Source organism: Nocardioides daejeonensis (assembly GCF_003194585.1).
In the GTDB taxonomy this organism is placed as follows: Bacteria; Actinomycetota; Actinomycetes; order Propionibacteriales; family Nocardioidaceae; genus Nocardioides; species Nocardioides daejeonensis.
This window is the reverse complement of record NZ_QHKZ01000008.1, coordinates 17,457-35,558: the sequence shown is the minus strand read 5'-3', so window position 1 is coordinate 35,558 and position 18,102 is coordinate 17,457. Positions and strand designations below refer to the sequence as shown.

Sequence of the window (18,102 nt, the reverse complement as noted above, 5' to 3'; positions counted from 1 at the left end):
CTGAGGATAGCCGGGGAGGAGCGCCTGCCTTCCCGGAGCGGATGAGAGACTGTCAGCCATGGCATCCAGCACCGCCGGACCCACGCGCAACGTAGCCGTCCTCCTCGCCGGAGGCGTCGGCTCCCGGGTGGGCCTGGACATCCCCAAGCAGTTGATCAAGGTCGCCGGCAAGACGATCCTCGAGCACACCCTGGGCATTCTGCACAGCCATCCGCAGGTCGACGAGGTGCTGATCCTCATGTCGCCCGGCCACCTCGACCCCGTGCGCGAGATCGTCCGCACGGGCGGCTACGACAAGGTCGTCGGCATCCTCGAGGGCGGCGCCACCCGCAGCGAGACCTCCTTGAAGGCGCTGGAGGCGATCGGCGACCCCGATGCCCTGGTGCTCCTCCACGACGCCGTGCGTCCCCTGCTGAGCCACCGCATCATCGGTGAGTGCTTCACGGCGCTGGCCGAGCACGAGGCAGTCGACGTCGCGATCCCGTCGGCGGACACGATCATCGAGGTCGACGAGCACGACGTGATCCGCGCGATCCCGCCACGCGCCTCGTTGCGTCGCGGGCAGACCCCGCAGGCGTTCCGGGTCGGCACCATCGCCCGTGCCTACGAGCTGGCGATGGCCGACCCCGACTTCGTGGCGACCGACGACTGCTCCGTCGTCCTCAAGTACCTGCCCGAGGTGCCGATCACGGTCGTGCGCGGCGACGAGCGCAACATGAAGGTCACCGAGCCGATCGACGTCTACCTGGCCGACAAGCTCTTCCAGCTGACGGTCCAGGACCAGCCCGAAGGCCACAGCGACGAGGAGTACGCCGCCGCGCTGACCGGCAAGACCATGGTCGTCTTCGGCGGCAGCTACGGCATCGGCGGCGACATCGCCGACCTGGCCGAGCGCAACGGTGCCCGGGTGTTCCGCTTCAGCCGATCCTCCACCGGCACCCACGTCGAGCGGCGCGAAGAGATCGTCAAGGCGCGCGACGCGGTGCTGGCCGAGACCGGGCGGATCGACTTCGTGGTCAACACCGCAGGCGTCCTGCCGCGCGGCGACCTGCTGGAGACGTCCGAGGAGACGATCTGGGCTGCGACGGAGATCAACTATCTCGCCCCTGTCTTCATCGCCCAGGCGTTCCACGAGGCGCTGCGTGCGACATCGGGCAGCCTGCTGCTCTTCACCTCCAGCTCCTACACCCGAGGACGCGCGGGCTACAGCCTGTACTCGTCGGCGAAGGCGGCCGTCGTGAATCTGACCCAGGCACTCGCGGACGAGTGGGCTGGAGTCCAGGTGCGGGTCAACTGCATCAACCCGGAGCGCACCGGCACCCCCATGCGGACCAAGGCGTTCGGCGAGGAGCCTGCCGACTCCCTGCTCTCCTCCGACGCGGTGGCCCGGACCTCGCTCGACGTCCTGCTCGGCGAGCAGACCGGTCAGATCATCGACGTACGCCGCGACGACCCGTTGGCCACCCTGCTCGAGCAGGGCTGACCGCGCGGCGCGAGGTGCGGGGCGCTCAGAACTCGTAGCCGAACGCTTCGATGTCCTCGGCGTAGACCTCGGCGACCTTCCGGCGGGTCACCTCGTTGTAGTAGTCCTGGTAGGCACCGTGGCTGCTGCGGTTGGTGCGCGGGATCTCGGGCAGCGCCTCCAGACCCAGCCGCTCACGCACGTGGTTCACGTCCTGCTGGAACGTCTCGATCCGGCCGACGAAGTCAGCTGGACGCCCGGGAGCGTTCAGGGTGCGCACCTGCGGTCGCCCCACCTTCTTGATCTTCGCCGTCCCCTCCAGCACGAACGCATCGAAGTCCTTGGCGAACTCGCCCTCCGGCAACCACGCCTTCGGGTTGCGCTGGATCTTGGCGACGACCCGGGCATCTCCCCGGTCGTAGGCGGCGAAGACCGAGTTGATCATGCTCCACCAGGACACCATCCGAGCCCACGGATTCCGCACGAAGCCGAAGACCCAGTAGTCGGTCAGGTCCGGCTCGGCGTCCAACAGGCCGGCCAGGGTGGCGTGACGGGGCTTGCCCTCCACCCGGCGGACGTCGCCGATCTCCTGGTCCATCATCCGGTCGATCGTCGATCCGCCCGTCTTGGGGACGTGAACGAAGAGAGCCCGGCGGGCATCGGAGACGCGCATGGGGCGCAGTCTAGAGGGCACCGCGGCGGGCTCGTCAGGGGCACCGCCGGGCTCGCCGACGAGCTCAGCACCCGTCGAACGCAGGGTTCCCTTTCAGCGCCTCCGCACCAGACGAGCTCCGACCTCACGCATCAGCTGCCGGGTGCTGAGCTCGTCGACCGTCGGCCTCTGCTGGCTGCGCACGGACGGTTGCGGCCGACGCGCCACGCCGCCCCGGCTCTCCTTGCTCGCGCCCTGGCCGCGCTCGAGCGCCCAGGCCATCAGCGTGGCAACGCGGTCGACGCTGAGCCGCTCCGGCTCCGTCGGGTCCGCCGCACGGACCCGAGGCTCGACCTGCAGCAGCCAGGCGGGGTCACCGATCACCGTGGCGCCGCAGCCGGACAGGAAGTCGACGCGTTCGGCGTCGAGCTGCCGGACCCGGTCGACCGCCCAGGCCGGCAGCAGGATCGGCGTCTCCCGCGGATCCTTCGGCATGTCGCGCAGGGCGCGCGCGATGTGCACCTTCAGTCGCTCCCGGTAGCGGTTCCGGTCCACCGAGCCCTCCGACACCGCCTGGTCGAGGCTGCGCAGGAACTCGGCGACGCTGAGCGAGATCGAGCTGTTGCGCGACGGCGCAGCCTCAAGCCGGTGATCCGGTACTCCCATCAACTCACCGAAGACCTGGAGCAGGTGGCTGTGGTCCCCTTCCCGGGCGATCACGAACGTGAGCTGACTCGGGTCTCGGCCCGGCCTCCGAGCCCACTTCGCCACCTGGTCCGCGAGCCGGTGCCGTGCCCAGAAGTGCTCGTGGTGCTCCTCGCCGCCCGCGTCGGCCAGCACCAGTCGCAGCCAGTCGTCGTACGCCGGCGCACGCAGCGACCGCCTGACCCGTTGCTGCCACTGCGACGGCAACAGCCGCTCCAGGGGGCGCACCACGTAGACGACCTGCGTCGTAGCCGGGCCGAGCCCCCGAAGCAGGCGATCCGCTTCGTCGTCCGACACCGACGCGAAGTCCTCGTTGCTGATCCACTCACGCGCTGCAGCGCCGGATGCGCGCAGCCGCTCGACCTCCTCGACCCACCCGGACTGCCCGCTGCGCAGGTCGTTGACGGCCGCACGCGCTCGGGCACCCTCGGAGAGGATGCGGATCCCGGCCTGGGCGAGCGGCTCGCGTCCCACAAGGAACGCAGACTGCAGCGTCGTCGAACCGGTCTTCGGCGGTCCTACGTGGAGCAGCGTCGTACCCTCCATGAGCGGACTCACTTCTGTCCGGTCAGCCATCCCGGCTCCTCCCCCGTTCTCAGAACTCATAGCCGAACGCCTCGATGTCCTCGGCGTAGACCTCGGCGACCTTCCGGCGGGTCACCTCGTTGTAGTAGTCCTGATAGGCACCGTGACTGCTCTTGTTGCGACGCGGCAACTTGTCCAGGGGCGTCAGCCCGAGGCGCTCCCGTACCCGGTTGGCGTCGTCGTGGAAGTTCTCGATCGTTCCGACGAAGTCCGCGGAGCGCTCCTTGGCGTTGAGGGTGTGCACCTGGGGACGACCGACCTTGGCGATCTTCGCCGTGCCCTCCAGCACGAAGGCGTCGAAGTCGTGAGCGAACTCGCCTTCCGGGAGCCAGGCATCCGGGTAGGTCTCGACCTTCTTGACCGCCTTCGGCTCGCCGGCCTCGTAGGCGGTGAACACCTTGTTGACCATGCTCCACCACGACACCATGCGGGCCCAGGGATTCCGCACGAAGCCGAAGATCCAGTAGTCGGCCAGCTGCGGCTCCGCCGCGAGGAGACGACCCAACGGCGCATGCCTGGCCCGTCCGTCGACCCGGCGAGTGTCACCGACCTCGCGGTCGAACATCAGGTCGATCGTGGACCCGCCTGTCTTCGGCACGTGGACGAAAAGGACCCGTCGGGAGTCGGAGACGCGCATGCGGGGAGTCTAGGAGACGGCCCCTGGTCACCACACCGCGGTGACCGGGCAGGGAGCTGGCGACACCTCGTCCCGCCGGCGACGCTCACTGACGAATCCCCCGGTCGGCTGGTGAGAGGATGGACGACGCCGTCACGACGGACGCCGCCGCACCGTCGCGAGGCGATGACGCCAACCACGAGAACAGGACTGTGATCTCTCGAGATGCCCCTGCCTACCTATGTGATCCTCGGCGCCCAGAAGTGCGGAACCTCCAGCCTGAGTGCCACCTTCCGTCGTCATCGGCAGATCCACACCTCGCGTCCCAAGGAGCTGCACTACTTCGACCGCCCCAAGGGCCGCACGCTGGAGTGGTACGCGGAGCAGTTCAAGCCACTGCCTCACCACCGGGCCTGGGGTGAGGCCACCCCGTCCTACCTGTACGACGCCGAGGCCCGCGACCGATGTGTCGAGGCCCTCCCTGACGCGAAGTTCATCGTCATGCTGCGCGACCCGGCCAAACGCGCCTACTCGCACTTCTGGCACAACCATCGCCTCGGCTTCGAGGATCTCGAGGTCTTCGAGGAGGCACTCGACCAGGAGCCGGCACGCCTCGACGGCGACTCACGCACGGCGCGAATCCGGTTCTCCTACCTGGACCGCGGCCGCTACATCGATCAGCTGGAGGCACTCGAGGAGCGGGTCGGCCGGGAGCGCATTCACGTCGTTCTGCTGGAGGACCTGGTCGCCGAGCGGGTACCGACGCTGGAGCAGGTCTTCACCTACGTAGGCGTGGATGCCTCCTGGGCGGAGAAGATCCCCGCGGTGCACACCAACAAGTACCGGGTCGAGCAGAGTGACGGCAGCACCGTGGCCGCGGCGTATCCACCGCTCAACCAGCAGACCCGCGCCCGGATCGTCACCGAACTGGCACCGGAGACCCGGCGCCTGGAAGCCTGGCTGCACCGCGACCTGTCGGCCTGGCTCCACGCCTGAGCAGGCGCCTCGACACCCCGAGCCCCACGTGCTCGACGGTCAGTGACTGCCCAGCCGTCGCCGGACCTTGCCGAGGAGACCGGAACTCTCCGCCTCCTGCTGCAACTGGCTACGGACCCGGCGTACCGTCTTGCGGCGGATGGCCTCCTCCTGCCGGAGCCGGTGGAATCGGGTCATCGTCTGGGCGAACGCCCACAGCTCCCGGTACTCCTCGCGGAGAGCCGCGATCGGCGCACGATCGCCCGGCGCATCGGAGCCGGCCTCGACCAGCAGCGCGTCGAACGTCCGGTCCGCCAGATCGCTCAGGACCCGAGGTACGGCGATCTCGTCCCAGCCGGGGCTCATCCGCCGCAGTGCGGGGTCAAGCAACTCGTCGACCGGGTGCGGACGCTGGTCGATCGGTGGGTCGAAGGTGATCCCGAGGCTGTTGCCGACGCCGGCCAGCTCCGTACGCCAGTCCGCGAGCAGGTCGGGGTAGTGGACGAACTTCCGGGGCGAGTCCGCGGTGAGCTGCTCCGACAGCAGCGCCACGTTGATCCACCCCGACACGGCCGCGACGTCGCGGACGCTGTAGTAGGTGGTGCGGCTGGCAGAGACCTCGGACGGATGCCGGAGCATGATCACGAAGCCCGGCTCAACACCCAGCTCGCGGGCCACGTCGACCCACAGCTCGGTGAACCAGACCATCCGGGGGTCCTTGAGGACCAGCCGCGGGTTCGTCTCGAACCTGGCCTCGAGCCACTCACGGATCGTCCTACGGACCTCCGGGTCGGCCTTGATCTCCGCGACGACAGTCTGGCCGTCGGGGTCGCTGTCGAGATTGCCGAGCCCGGTGCCCTTGAGGAATCTCTTGTGCAGATCGACGACCCAGCGCGGCTCGAAGAACCCGGTGGGGTTGGTGTCGTTCCCCTTGATGGACGCCGGCACGTGGAATCCACTCGCTGCCAGGGAGCCCGCCATCGAGCTCGTTCCGCTGCGCCCAGGACCGATCACCAACACCAGAGAGCGTTCGTCCACCCGTAGTTCCTCCACCTGCGCATTGCTCCCGAGAGCGCTCGACTCGCGAACCTTACCAGCAGGTCGGCGCCCGATCAGCGACGTCGGAACCGGCCGGCAAGCCGTCGGTACGACGACCGCTGGGACGTGCCCGCAGCCTGCTTGCCGGGTGCGGGCGCGCTGCGCTCGTTCGTCCCGCGGTCGTCACCGGTGCCGCGCTGAACCTGCCCGGAGCGCACCGCTCGCCGGCTGCTCTCGGCGATCGCGGTGAGCAGGCGATCGACCTCGTCACCGGAGAAGCGCGACAGTCCCTGGGCGTCTCCTTCGCCGAAGGCGGCGTCCGGAACCCGTAGTCGTTCGAGGTCGCCGACGACCCTCAGGCCCTTCGTCTGGAGGTGGCGGAGTCCCTCGATCCGGCGCTCCGACAGCTCGGTGACCGCTGCGCGGGACCAGACGGGGAGCAGCGGGAGCGGAGACGGGCGATCGACTGTCGGCAACCGCTCCAGCCGTCGCGCTGCCTGCCGCACAAGGGCCACCTTCGCCTCCGAGCTGACACCACGGACCGCGAACGCCTTGTTCCAGCGCCGCAACAGCTCGATCTCCTCGTAGCCGTACGAGCGGTTCGTCCGCGGCACCGGCGCCTCCGCCAGGAAACCGAGCGGCAGGCCCAGCAGTCGCTCGAACGCCGTGAACAGGGCACTGCGGTCGTCCTCGTCCGCCACCAGGATCGTCAGGTTCTCCCAACCGACCAGCTCACCCCAGCGCTGCGCCAATCCCACCGTGTCGTGCGCCGTCCATACGAAGCGCCATCCGTAGTCGTCGGGCCGAGGAGGGCCGAGGACGAGACGCAGCCAGGCGTCGTACGACCGGGTCTCCAGCTGTTTGACGTTCTGCTGCCACTCCGAAGGGAGGTACCTGTCGTAGCGCCGAGCGACAGCCACCACATGGGGATGCTCAGCGCCATAGTGCTCGACCACGCGGCGGGCCTCCTCGCCGGAGGCACGCCCGAGTCGCTCGGAGCTCAACACCACCCGACGATCACCGGCAGCGGCAATCTGCCGCTCCACGAGCTCGTACTCCTCGGGGTCCGGCGGCTTGGTCCCACGACGCAGCTGCCAGTCGAGGAGATGCGCCAGCGGGCGCTGCTGCTTGGCCCGGGAGCCCGGATAGCACACGCCGTGCTCTGCCAGCTCGGCCTGGCGAGCGAACAACGCGAACTGCAGCGTCGTCGACCCGGTCTTGGTCGGACCGAGGTGGAGGAGACGCGTCCGCTCCGGCAGCGGCGTGAGACTCTTCGGCTCCATGGCACTCCCTCCGCGAGGGCTCAGCGCGACCTGAGCCTGCGCGCCGCACGCCGCGACCACGGCTCGGGGCGCGCCTCGCGCAGCCGCGCAAGCTCGGCCTCGGCCTCCGCCGCGCGGGTCAGGGCGTCTTGCTCTCGCTTGATCGAGACCTGCAGCATCTCGGCGACTGCCTCTCCCATCGTCTCGACCGGCACGTGCGGCACGTAGTCCGCACCGGGATCCTCGCGTGGTCGGATCGCCCGGATCTTCTCCGGGTCGCCGACGACCCGGACACCGCAGGCCTCGACGTAGGAGGCGCGCCGGGCGTTCTCCTCGCGGATCCACTCCCATGCCCATGGCGGATGCACGGCGCCCCGGGGGCCCGGCTTCGGACGCTCATTGAGCTTGAGCCCGCGGATCAGGCCCCGGCTGATGTAGTGGGCGCGCAGTGGCCGGGGCACCCCGGTCGACTCGGTGATCGCGTTGAGGGCACGCACCATCTCGCACTCGGCGAAGGAGATGCCGCGGTTGGAGCCCGCCGGCTGGTCGCGCAGCGCTTGCTGCGGAAGCCCGAGCAGTCTCTCGAACGTCCGGAGGATGTCTCCCGGATCGTTGTCGTCCAGTACGACGAGCGTGAACCGCTCGGGGCCGACGACCTCGACCCAGCGATCCACCATCGACTCCACGTCGTGGTGACCAAGCGCGTCACGTCGTTCGAACGGCGTCGGGTCGTCACCGAGCACGACGCGCAGCCAGTCCTCGTAGGAGTCCGGAATGCCCGCCTTGACCCGCTCCTGCCAGAGCGAGGGCAGGAGCCGATCCAGGTTCCGCACCGCGGCGACCACGTGGACGTCGTCGCCGCCCAGCTCGTCGACCAGCCTGCGCGCCTGCTCGGCGGTGGCGCGCCCGAAGTCCTCGTTGCTGACGCAGACCCGCATGTCGGCGACGCCCGCGACCTCCTCGACCAAGTCCGTCCAGTGACGCATCGGCGGCACCTCGGTGCCGGCCGGACGGCCGGCCAGCCCCATCGCCCAACCCGCCTTCCGGCGGCGAGCCCGGGCACGTGGCACGTAGACACCGTGCCCCAGAAGCTCCGCGCGCCCGTCGAAGAGTGCCGACTGCACCGCCGACGTACCCGTCTTGTGGGGCCCGATGTGCAGCAGGTGGGTCCGCTCGCCCAACAACAACGAGTCGTCCGACTCCGCCATCTCACACTCCCAACGATCCGCTACCACGGCAGGCGTCACCCTACCTGTGCCGCCGAGCGTCGGTTCCGACGCTGTCTCTCGGCTCTCCATCTCGCTCGGCTCGGCGGTGGCGAGGACCTTGAGAGCCGGCCGTCTAGGCGTCGCCGCGCGGCACGATCACCGCGTCGACGAAGCGCTCGCCGGCCTTCCCGTCCTCCAGGTCCAGGTAGTCCGCGCGGAAGACCTCGTAGTCGGACCGGTGGCGCGCCTGTACGCCGTCGAGGTCGCGCAGCTGGCCGACGACCTCCTCGGTCGTCCGGGCGAGCGGGCCGGGTGCGGTGAGCTCGAAGTCGAAGAGCCAGCCGCGTGCCGCCTTGTAGCGCTCCAGGTCGGGGACATGGAAGATCATCGGCTTGCCGGTCACCCCGAAGTCGAAGCGCAGTGAGGAGTAGTCCACCACGGCCGCATCGGCAGCCAGGTAGAGATCGCTGACCTCGGGGTAGTCCGTGACGTCGATGCTGTTCCCGCGCGAGCCGTGGCGGAGCCGGGTGCGGGCGTTGAACGCATGGCCGCGAATCAGCAGGACGTAGTCGTCGCCCAGCCCCCGCTGGGCTTCCTCGAAGTCAAAGAAGTCGACCATGACCGCTGACTGGTCGTCCTCAGCGAGGTAGTCGCGGAACGTGGGCGCGTAGAGCACCACCGTCTGGTCCGGGCGGATGCCCAGCGACTCACGCACCCGGTGGCGCAGGGCGTCGCGCTCCGAGGAGAAGAGGACGTCGTTGCGCGGATAGCCGATCTCGAGGACCTCGCCGTGGAAGTTGAACTCCCGTCGGAGCAGCGGCGTGGCGTAGCGCGCCGGCGAGACGAGGTAGTCCCACTCCGCCGCACGCGCGTCGTACGCATCGATCTTGGCCTGCGAGAACTGCTGATGACGCCAGTGGGTGTGGCCCATCACCTTGAACGGATAGCCGTGGAAGGTCTGGACGAGCACCTGACCTTCACGCTTCTGGAAGTACTCCGGCTGGTACATGTTGTCGACGTAGTACTTCACGGAGCCCAGCAGGTCGTACCACTCGCGGCTGTTGACGAGCACCGGGGTGCTCCCCTCAGGCACTGGCACACCGTAGTCCTGAACGGCCCAGTAGACCGGCAGGTCCGAGCCGCGGCGCCGCAGCGCCTCCTGGATCGAGAGTCCGTTGTCGGTGGCACGCTCGCCGAAGTAGGAGCGGAAGAGGATTCCCCTGGTCAGGCCCGACGTCGTCGAGCGCCGGCTCCTCAGCTTGTTCTGCGCGTACTTGCCCCGGACGTCGCCCAGCGGGCGGGCGAGCCGGAGCTGAACCGCTCCAGTCGGGCCGCGGAGCAGGTTGCCCTCGTGGTCGTGGGTGTCCACCCGCACCGGCAGGTCGGAGCGTAGGCGCGGACCGATCTGGAGCGGGAAGCTGAGGTCGCTGCCGTCCAGCAGGTCCACGAAGAGGTCGTACGAGCCGGCCGCGAGCGGTTGCCGACCGAACCGGTAGAACTCGTGACGCAGGTCGAGAACGGCCCGGAACTCGCCCTCCCGCACCTCGGCGGGCGCGCCGATGCACTCCATGTCGAAGCGGACCGCACGCAGACGGAACCGGTCGAGCGACCCGAGCGCGAGGCCGTCGATGACGAGCTCCCCGGTCGGCGTCGTGGTAGCGGACTCCGCCAGAGCACGCGCCGTGCTCTCGATGACGATCAGCTCACGGCTGCGGTTCGTCTGCACCACCAGATGCTGGTCCGCTCGGGGTCGCGGTACGTCGGAGGGTGCGACCACCAGCCGCTGCCCTCCCTCGCCGGCAACCCGGATCTGCCACTCTCGCCCCTCGCCGGGTGCCGGCGGGGGAACCGGTGGAAGCTCGAGCGCGAAGTGGTCGTCGGCGACCCTGGCCGTCACCCGGGCACCGCCGCTGACCGCCTCCACTCGTGCGATCCGATGCCCTGCCGCAAGCGTTCCGCTCAGCCGGCGCCCCCCGACGCCGAGCCCGTGGACCTCGACGCAGTTGCTGTCGAGCACGAAGCGGAGCGCCTGACCGAACCGCCATTCGGCACGGACGCGCCGCCCGTCCCCGAGCAGGCCGCCCGGCACCCGCCCCGCCGCGCCACTGCGCAGGACCCGCGTGACCGGTGTCGTCGCCGTGAAGCCTGCCGCAACCACCTGCAGACAGACCTCCCACTGGTCGCCTTCCTCGGAGTGCTCCACCAGCTCCTCGACCGGGAACCGGATACGGAAGGTGCCTGCGGAGTAGTCGCACCAGAGGTCGTCCATCGCCAGAGGAGTGCTGGCCCGAGGGCTCTGTGTGGCGCTATGGACGAACTCGACGCCACTGCGCACGTTGCGCAGGATCAGGGAGATCTGTGCGGAGAAGCGCGCCAGGTCCACCTTGAGGATGAAGGCCGAACCGGTCAGCTCTCCCCAGACCCGGCCCCCGTCCTCGATCCACCGGATGTTCTCGACGGAGTGTTCGACGGTCATCTGCTCCGGGCGGAGCAGGAAGAGGTCGGTAGGCAGAGCGGGGTCGTCGTGGAACGGCATCTGGAGGAGGATGCCGTCGTCGCGGACCTCTGCCGGCCAGAGGGACGCCTTGGTGTGCTGACGGCGTACCAGCTCCTGCGCGTCGGCACGGCGATCTTGACGTGCTAGCTCGACCAACACCCGTTGAGCCGGCTCCGTCGCCTCCCAGACCCACGGCTCAGCCTGAGCGGAGTAGTGACGCACCGCCGCCGTCAGCTCCTCCCAGTAGGTGTCGTCGATCGTCCCCGCGCTCGCCAGGTACCAGTGGAAGTGAGCGTTGAAGAGGGTCGCCAGCCACCCTTGGTAGCCCCGGGGAGACAGTTCCTTCCGGAAGCTCTCCTCGCTCAGCCGCCACGCCTCGATCCGGGCCCGGAGGTCCTTCAGGCTCGCGGTCTGCTGGCTGATGGAGCTCTTGTCGTCACGCGCCCGGTACTCGTAGACGACGTCGGGGATGACGTCGATGCTCGTCGCTCGTGCGAAGAGCTGGGTGATGATCGGCTGGTCCTCGTAGGCGACACCCTCTCGGAACCAGAGCCCCTGGCGCTCCCAGAAGTCGCGGCGGAAGACCTTGTTCCAGGTGTAGAGGTTGCGCAGCAGCGGCAAGAACTCGTCCAGCGTCACGGCCGTGCGCGGATGCGTGTGAACGGCGGGGAGCCAGGTCGGCCGCCAGCGCCTTCGGCTGTCGAACCTCTCCACGGCACCCATCACGATCTCGGAACCCGATCTCGAGGCCTGCGCCATCAAGACGCGGAGAGCGCCGGCCGGAAGCCGGTCATCGGAGTCGACGAACGTCAGGTACGAGCCGCGCGCGGCACGGACGCCGGTGTTCCGGGCCGCTCCCAGGCCACCGTTCGGGCGGGTGAGCAGTCGCACCCGCTGATCACGGGCTACGTAGCGCTCGGCGATACGCCGCGAACCGTCCGGCGATCCGTCGTCGACGAGGAGTACCTCGATGTCGCGGAAGTCCTGGGCGAGGATCGAGTCCAAGCACTCCGCGAGGTACTTCTCCACGTTGTAGAACGGGACGATGACACTCAGCCGGGGGCGTCTCAGGCGTTGGCCGACGCGGGTCCGCGCCGTGCGGGCAGCAAGTCGTCGTGCAACGTCTCCGAGGTCAGGCATCCATCATGCTTTCGAGAGGGAGTGATCAAGCGGGCGGTTGTCCGGCCCGTCGCTCGACGGACTCGGCGACGGCTACCCATCTGTCGCCGTACGGGACGAGCCGGTCCTGCCAGGGCTTGCCAGCACCGGCGTAGTGGACGATTCCAGGAGCCAGGTCCTCCAGCTCCTCGAGAGCGGGAAGCGCGTTCCACTTCGCCTCGAGCTCCGCACGCCGGTGCCCGGCGTAGGCGTTCATCAGGTCCTGGTCGTTGAGGCCGTACAGGCCGACCAAGGGCACCCACTCCTCGACGAAGCGGTCCGCGCGCATCTGCGCGAGGTCGAGCACCAGCACGCCGCAGTTGATGGCCATGAAGTCGAAGGCGTGGCGAGCGGACATCGTCCGGCGCAGCTCCGAGGCCTCCCGCGGGCCCAGCTGATCGCCGGCCTTGCGCCACAGCGAGGACGCCGCCTGACGGCCGGGCCTGCCCGCCACGGGGGCGCCGGCCAGGTCGACGGCTGCCAGCTCGCGGACATCTCCCTCGGTGACCGTGTCGATGTCGATGTAGACGACGCGGTCGAGAGCCGGCAACAGCTCCGGCAGCAGGAGCCTGTCCATGGTGGCCACGGTGATATGCGGGATCATCCGCAGCACCTCGCCGTAGGCGACTCCGTCGCAACCGAGGAAGGTCACCGGGACCTCCGGGAAGCAGCGGTGGAACCAGCTGCGGTACTGCTCGTCGAGTCCCCGAGCAGTGATCCACAACCGGACCGGGCCGGACGCATGGGAGACGATCGACTCGACCGTCACCGGGAGCAGCGACTTGAAGTTCGCGTCGAGGCTGAGCGTGACGTCAGTAACGGCCCCCTCGTCGACACCGTCGTGCGGGCCATAGCGGTGGGTGTCCGCTGCGACGGCGGCGACGGCGGCCGCCACGTCGAACTCCGGAGGCGCCAGCTGCAACGGCTTGGCGAAGCGCTCCTTGGCCTCGCTCACGGCCGCGGCGGTCCGGTTGCGCCAGTCCTCGCGGACGGTCTCCTCCGCCGCGCCACCGAGGATGAGCTCCAGCGAAGGGCGAAGAAGCTCTCGGATGCCTTCCTGCATGGCGACGAACTCGGGGCGCCCCGGAGCCATCCCGAGCAGGCCGTCGAAGCGGACGTCGCCGAACTTCTTCGGCTCGAACCTCGCGGGCAGACCGAGCGAAGTGGCCGGGAGATAGGAGTGCAACCGACTCGTGTAGACACCGTCGAGCTCACGCTGGTAGCGGTCGAGCAGTGCGAGCGCCGCGCGTGTCCCGGAGGTGAGGTCGAGGTCGCGGACCGACTCTTCGGCGTGGGTGATCAGCGTGGTCGGTCCCTCGACGGAGTCCTCGGCACCGTCCGGCAGGTCGATGACCGCCGTGGTGCGGTCGGCGATCCGCTCGACCTGGTCCAGGTCCGGGAAAGCCGCGTTGACCGTGGTGGTGAGGCACCCGGTGAAGAAGGCGTCCACCCCGGCGCTGAGCAGCAGGTCGACGGTGGTCCAGTCACGACAGCCGATGGGCCCGTTCTCTCGGAGGTGGGCGATCGTCGCCTCATCGAGCGCTGCAGGTCGGTTGACGTGGAAGGAGACATAGAGAGGCCGGATGTTGGGGTGGTAGGGCAGCCCGTACTTGATCCGGTACGCCGGGTGCATGTGCCAACCGAACGCAAGCATCCACGTCGCCTCGGGGATCGGGTCCCCCTCGCTGAAGTCACGGCTCACGCGCACCAGGTGGACGTCCTGCTCAGGGGAGTCGATCCAGAGCTCGGGACGGATCCGCTGCTGGACCTCGGCTGCGAGCTCCCCCATTCCGTCGAGGCCGCTGAACCGCACCCCGCGGAAGCGAGCAACGTTGCCGAGCATCGCCAGCGTCTGGACGTAGTCGCCCACGTTCTGCGACGCTCGCTCGAGGTCTGGCTGGTGATAGTCGAGGACCCCGAGCCGGACCGCACCCGCCGGCGGCTGCTGCACTGGCTCGGGCTTGAGCCAGTAGGCGAGCGCACCGAACCTGCGGCGCTCCTCGTCAGTCAGCTCGTCCAGACGGGCTTCGACGCGATCGCCGAGCTCCTTGGCGACCTCGACCTCGCCCACGACGATGAGCTGCCCCGCAAGCCGGACCAGCACCCCCGCCGGGTGATGGTGCCGGGCGATGGCGACGGCCAGTGCGACTCCGGCCTCGCCTCCGCTGGCAAGCGCCGCCTCGGAGGCTTCCACCGGCACGAGCTCAGCCAGGCGCTCCTCGGGGACCTGCTCGTAGAGCTTCCAGGCCCGCTCCTCTTCCTTGAGCTGGCCGAGCACCATCGCGAGGCCGATCCGACGCAGATCGTTGTCTTCCCGGTTGAGGCCCAGCGCAAGAGCACGCGCGACATGCAGCTCGCGCACGCTGAGCAGCTCACGAACCGTCTCGACCAGGGCGAGCTCGATGGGCACACCCTGAGCGCTGAGCTCACCCAGCACTGCCAGGGCACGGGCGCGTCGCGCCTCGGTCCGGACGTCAGCGAACGTGATTCCCCGCTCCGCCAGCGTCGTCTCGTCGAAGTCGGTGTCGCCGACCACCGCTCCGGCCAGCCGGTGCAGACGCTGCGTGACCCGGCTGTTCGCCGTCTCCAAGCGCGTCACCTTGCGGCGCAGCTTACGAAGCTCCTGGGCCTGTGCCTGGTCGGCCAGCTGCGGACCTGCATCGGGAGCAGGCCGGACCGAACGCCAGACCCTGCCGACCGCCGCCCGCACCGCCGCGGTGGGAGCAGAAGGTGCTGTGGGACCGTGGGGTTCAGGCATGGCCGCACCTTAACCGACAGCACCCCGCGGCTCAGAAAACGCTGGGCCGCAGGTGAGTCACCTCACCGCCTCATCGACGGACGAGATGGACTTTCGCCCTCATTTCCACCCGAAGCTCGGGGTGCTCCGCTACGAACTCATCCACGGCGTCTCGGCATCCCGACCACATGTGGTAGTCGTCGATGACGATTCGCCCGCCGGGAACGAGGTGCGGCGTGATCCTCTGCAGGCACGTCATGGTGGACGCATACCAGTCGCCGTCGACATGCGCCAGCGCCACCGGGCCGTCGACGCGGAGGGTCTCCTCGAAGAGCCCCTCGATCAAGGCCACCCGATGGTCGGCGATCGCCAGGTCGTGTCTGGCGAAGGAGTCCGTCACCTCGGTGAGCAGGTCGTCTCGGTAGCCGTAGTAGGTCTGCCCGTCCCGGGCGACGGCCCTGCCCTCAGCAATGGTGCGGTAGCGCTCCTGCGCATCCTCGCTGTCAGCCTCGGTGGGGGGCGGGATCGTGGCGAAGACGTCGTAGACCCGCATCTCCCGATCCGGCGCCTTCGCAGCAGCCATCACGATCGCCGACCCGCCGCGCGCGGTACCCGCCTCGATGACCAACCCCTCTCGGCCCGCACGCTCCATCTCCAGCACGCAGCTCGCGAGCGAGAGCAGGTGCATCTCCTCGAGGTAGGTCAGGCCCTCGTCGCGGACGGCGCCGGCCAGTGCCTGGATCCGCTCGGGGACGGGGGCGTCGGGGAAGACGTCGAGCGACGCCTTGCGAAGCAGCGCCAACTCTCGCGCCTGCTTCTCTGCCCGCGCGCGGAGCACCTTGACCTGCTCCTCCCGCCGCTGTAGTCGCCGACGCAGACGACGTACGCGCTGGCGCAGTTCGGGAGCCGACTTCTCGGCACCGGACCGCTCAGGACGGATCTGGGGCAGATTCACGCCGCGAGCGTAGCCCAAGAATCGCGTCCACCACCCGGGAACTGGCATGCCCGTCGTGGTGCCTGTTGAACCGCGCGTTGAAGGCGTCGAGCTCCGCGGCGTACCGGTCGCGGAGGGCGGCCGGGTCCCCGACCTCGCTGATGACTGCGGCAGTGTCGGCGACGAGGGGCCCGGGCGTGGTCTCCTCGAAGGGGTAGAGGAAGCCGCGAGAACCGTGGGCGTAGTCGGCCAGATCGGGCACCAGGAAGACCAACGGGCGACCGGTGATCGCGAAGTCGAAGCGCAGCGACGAGTAGTCGAGGACCGCGACGTCGGCGGCGAGGATCAGGTCGTTGATCTCAGGGTGATCGGTCACGTCGATGACTCCCGGCCGGTCGCTGCCGGCAGCATGGAAACGGTGCCCACGCATCAGCAGCACGTGATCCGGCAATGCCCGGGTGAAGGCGCCGACATCGAGGGCCTGGAACTGCTCGGCGGCCCGGAAGTCGCTGGCGAGATCATCGCGCCAGGTCGGGGCATGCAACACCGCTATCCGGTCACCGATCCCCAGCTCGGCACGGACCTGTTCCCGCCGCCTGAGGGCGGACTCCCCCACCAGGGCATCGTTGCGCGGGTAGCCCTCGTGCACGATCGGCCCGGTCCAGTCGTACTGCTCGCGGTAGTGGCGGTCCATCGCCTGCTCCGGTGTGACCAGCAGTGACCAGGTGCCCGACGTGTGGTCGAGCTGGTAGCGGATCCGGCGCGGAGAGAAGTTCTTGGACCGCCAGAGCACCTTGCCCATCGTCTTCGACGGGTAGCCGTGGAACGTCTGCACCAGCAGCTGGTCCTTGCGCGGCCGGTACCACCGGTCGGGCTCCACGTTGGTGACCACGAGGGCTGCGGTCGACCAGGCGTCGTACCACTCCCGGCTGCGGACGAGCACCGGCTCCGTGCCCTCCGGCACCGGCACCGCATGGTCGGCGACCGCCCAGAGCATGCGGAGCCCGGGCTCGCGACGGGCCAGCTCCTGTTGGATCGCCAGCGGGCTGTCCGTGACCGCGGTGCCGGCGTACGACGTGAAGAGGGCGAGCCCGCGGTCGATCGGCGCGGCGCCGTGCCGGCTCTGCAGCTGCGTCTGCCGGAAAGGGCCGCGTTCGTCGTCACGCAGCGGGGCCGCCAGGCGGAGCTCCAGGCGACCGTCGGGTGCGGTCACCTCGACCCGGTGGTGGGCTGCCGCCAACTCGAGGGGCAGGCGTCCGGCGAGGGCCGGGTCGGGCTGGAGGTCGGGCAGGTCGAGCGGGCCAGGGGCCAACGGACCTTCAGGCCGGAATCGGCGCCGGCCGCGCAGCGGGAGCACCAGGCCGGGGCCGACCAGGCGCACGGCGTCGCCGACGACCACGACGTCGGAGACCTGATCCGCCGCGCTCCGGAGCTGGGGAAGCCGGGCCCGGATCCGGGCGGCGCTCAGCACGGCACTCCGCTGGAAGTCACCCGCGTGAAGGGTGACGGAGAGGTCGCTCTCCGCATCAGCGATCCGGACCTGGAGAGCCCCCTGGTCATGACACTGGTGGCGGCGCGCGGAGAACCGGGTGGCGGCCGGATCGTCGACCTGCCGGGCACCGAGCAGCGCGGGACCGGTCACCTCGATCCGGGGCGGGTACGCCGCATAGTCGAGTGCCCGGACCACCGCGAAGAGCTCCAGGTCGACGCCGGCGTCGGAGAGCGCACACCGGCGGATCCGCAGCTCCAGCCCGCACAGAGCCGGCTCGACCTCGAGCATCGCCTCCGGCGTCTCGGTGGGCTGGAGTTCGCCGAAGTCGGCATACAGGCGACCGCCGACGAGCACCGTCGGGTACTGACCGGCGACGTAGGCCCGCTCCGCGACAAGATCGGCGAGCTCGACCCATCTGCCCGTGGCGGCCAGCCAGGCGCGGAGCCGCTCCTCGACGGGCAGCTCACGCAACTGCTCGGCCTGCGCACAGGCTTCGGCCAGGCGCCCGGCAAGAGCAGCTCGCTCGGCCGCGGCCAGGTGCTCGGCGTCGATCAGGAAGGGCTGCGCGGCGGCGACCAGGTCGGCCGGCTTCGTCCGACGGTTGCGCCGGAGCCAGTCGGGGAGCTGGGTCGCAACGGCGGGGACCTCCCCGAAGCGGGTGGTGCTCGTCCGGGCGTGCGACCGATCACGCCAGCGTCGTCGCAGGTTGGCGAGAAGGCTCCGCGGCTTCGAGCTCATCACGTTCCGCAGCTCGACCGTGTGCCGTGCTCCGCGGGGGCGG

General features: G+C 69.5%; 12 protein-coding genes. 2 read left to right on the top strand and 10 right to left on the bottom strand.

Annotation, left to right across the window (positions count from 1 at the left end; all coding sequences use genetic code 11):
* The first annotated feature begins 58 nt into the window (after positions 1 to 58).
* The gene (locus DNK54_RS18105; protein ID WP_110208416.1) at positions 59 to 1,483 is read left to right on the top strand and encodes a bifunctional cytidylyltransferase/SDR family oxidoreductase; all 1,425 of its coding nucleotides are present in this window, start codon (positions 59 to 61) and stop codon (positions 1,481 to 1,483) included.
* Positions 1,484 to 1,508: 25 nt separating this feature from the next.
* On the opposite strand, the gene DNK54_RS18100 is transcribed toward DNK54_RS18105, so the two are convergent.
* The 3 genes from DNK54_RS18100 to DNK54_RS18090 form a co-directional block, all read right to left on the bottom strand.
* The gene (locus DNK54_RS18100; RefSeq protein WP_110208415.1) at positions 1,509 to 2,135 is read right to left on the bottom strand and encodes a sulfotransferase family 2 domain-containing protein; all 627 of its coding nucleotides are present in this window, start codon (positions 2,133 to 2,135) and stop codon (positions 1,509 to 1,511) included.
* Between the two features lie 93 nt (positions 2,136 to 2,228).
* On the bottom strand, positions 2,229 to 3,395 hold the full coding sequence (locus tag DNK54_RS18095) for a hypothetical protein (protein WP_110208414.1): 1,167 nt from the start codon (positions 3,393 to 3,395) through the stop codon (positions 2,229 to 2,231).
* 19 nt (positions 3,396 to 3,414) lie between these two features.
* Positions 3,415 to 4,041, bottom strand: a complete 627-nt coding sequence (locus tag DNK54_RS18090; RefSeq protein ID WP_110208413.1) for a sulfotransferase family 2 domain-containing protein — start codon at positions 4,039 to 4,041, stop codon at positions 3,415 to 3,417.
* Positions 4,042 to 4,245: 204 nt separating this feature from the next.
* Here DNK54_RS18090 and DNK54_RS18085 point away from each other — a divergent pair, with 204 nt between their 5' ends.
* On the top strand, positions 4,246 to 5,016 hold the full coding sequence (locus DNK54_RS18085) for a sulfotransferase family protein (protein WP_110208412.1): 771 nt from the start codon (positions 4,246 to 4,248) through the stop codon (positions 5,014 to 5,016).
* A 39-nt stretch (positions 5,017 to 5,055) separates the two neighbouring features.
* Here the strand turns inward: DNK54_RS18085 and DNK54_RS18080 are convergent, their stop codons facing one another.
* From DNK54_RS18080 to DNK54_RS18050, 7 genes are all read right to left on the bottom strand, one after another.
* Complete coding sequence (locus DNK54_RS18080) at positions 5,056 to 6,033, bottom strand: sulfotransferase family protein (protein WP_110208411.1); 978 nt, start codon at positions 6,031 to 6,033, stop codon at positions 5,056 to 5,058.
* 74 nt (positions 6,034 to 6,107) lie between these two features.
* Positions 6,108 to 7,316, bottom strand: coding sequence for a hypothetical protein (locus tag DNK54_RS18075; protein ID WP_110208410.1), 1,209 nt, complete (start codon positions 7,314 to 7,316; stop codon positions 6,108 to 6,110).
* Positions 7,317 to 7,336: 20 nt separating this feature from the next.
* Positions 7,337 to 8,503, bottom strand: a complete 1,167-nt coding sequence (locus DNK54_RS18070) for a hypothetical protein (protein WP_110208409.1) — start codon at positions 8,501 to 8,503, stop codon at positions 7,337 to 7,339.
* Between the two features lie 133 nt (positions 8,504 to 8,636).
* Positions 8,637 to 12,140 (bottom strand): bifunctional glycosyltransferase/CDP-glycerol:glycerophosphate glycerophosphotransferase, encoded by a 3,504-nt coding sequence (locus DNK54_RS18065; RefSeq protein WP_110208408.1) that lies wholly within the window; start codon positions 12,138 to 12,140, stop codon positions 8,637 to 8,639.
* Between the two features lie 25 nt (positions 12,141 to 12,165).
* Entirely contained in the window at positions 12,166 to 14,916 is a 2,751-nt protein-coding gene (locus DNK54_RS18060) for a glycosyltransferase (protein ID WP_162602542.1), read from the bottom strand.
* A 70-nt stretch (positions 14,917 to 14,986) separates the two neighbouring features.
* The gene (locus DNK54_RS18055) at positions 14,987 to 15,850 is read right to left on the bottom strand and encodes a TylF/MycF/NovP-related O-methyltransferase (RefSeq protein ID WP_162602541.1); all 864 of its coding nucleotides are present in this window, start codon (positions 15,848 to 15,850) and stop codon (positions 14,987 to 14,989) included.
* Complete coding sequence (locus DNK54_RS18050; RefSeq protein WP_110208405.1) at positions 15,825 to 18,059, bottom strand: CDP-glycerol glycerophosphotransferase family protein; 2,235 nt, start codon at positions 18,057 to 18,059, stop codon at positions 15,825 to 15,827. The genes DNK54_RS18055 and DNK54_RS18050 overlap by 26 nt, the downstream gene beginning before the upstream one ends.
* Between the last annotated feature and the right edge of the window lie 43 nt (positions 18,060 to 18,102).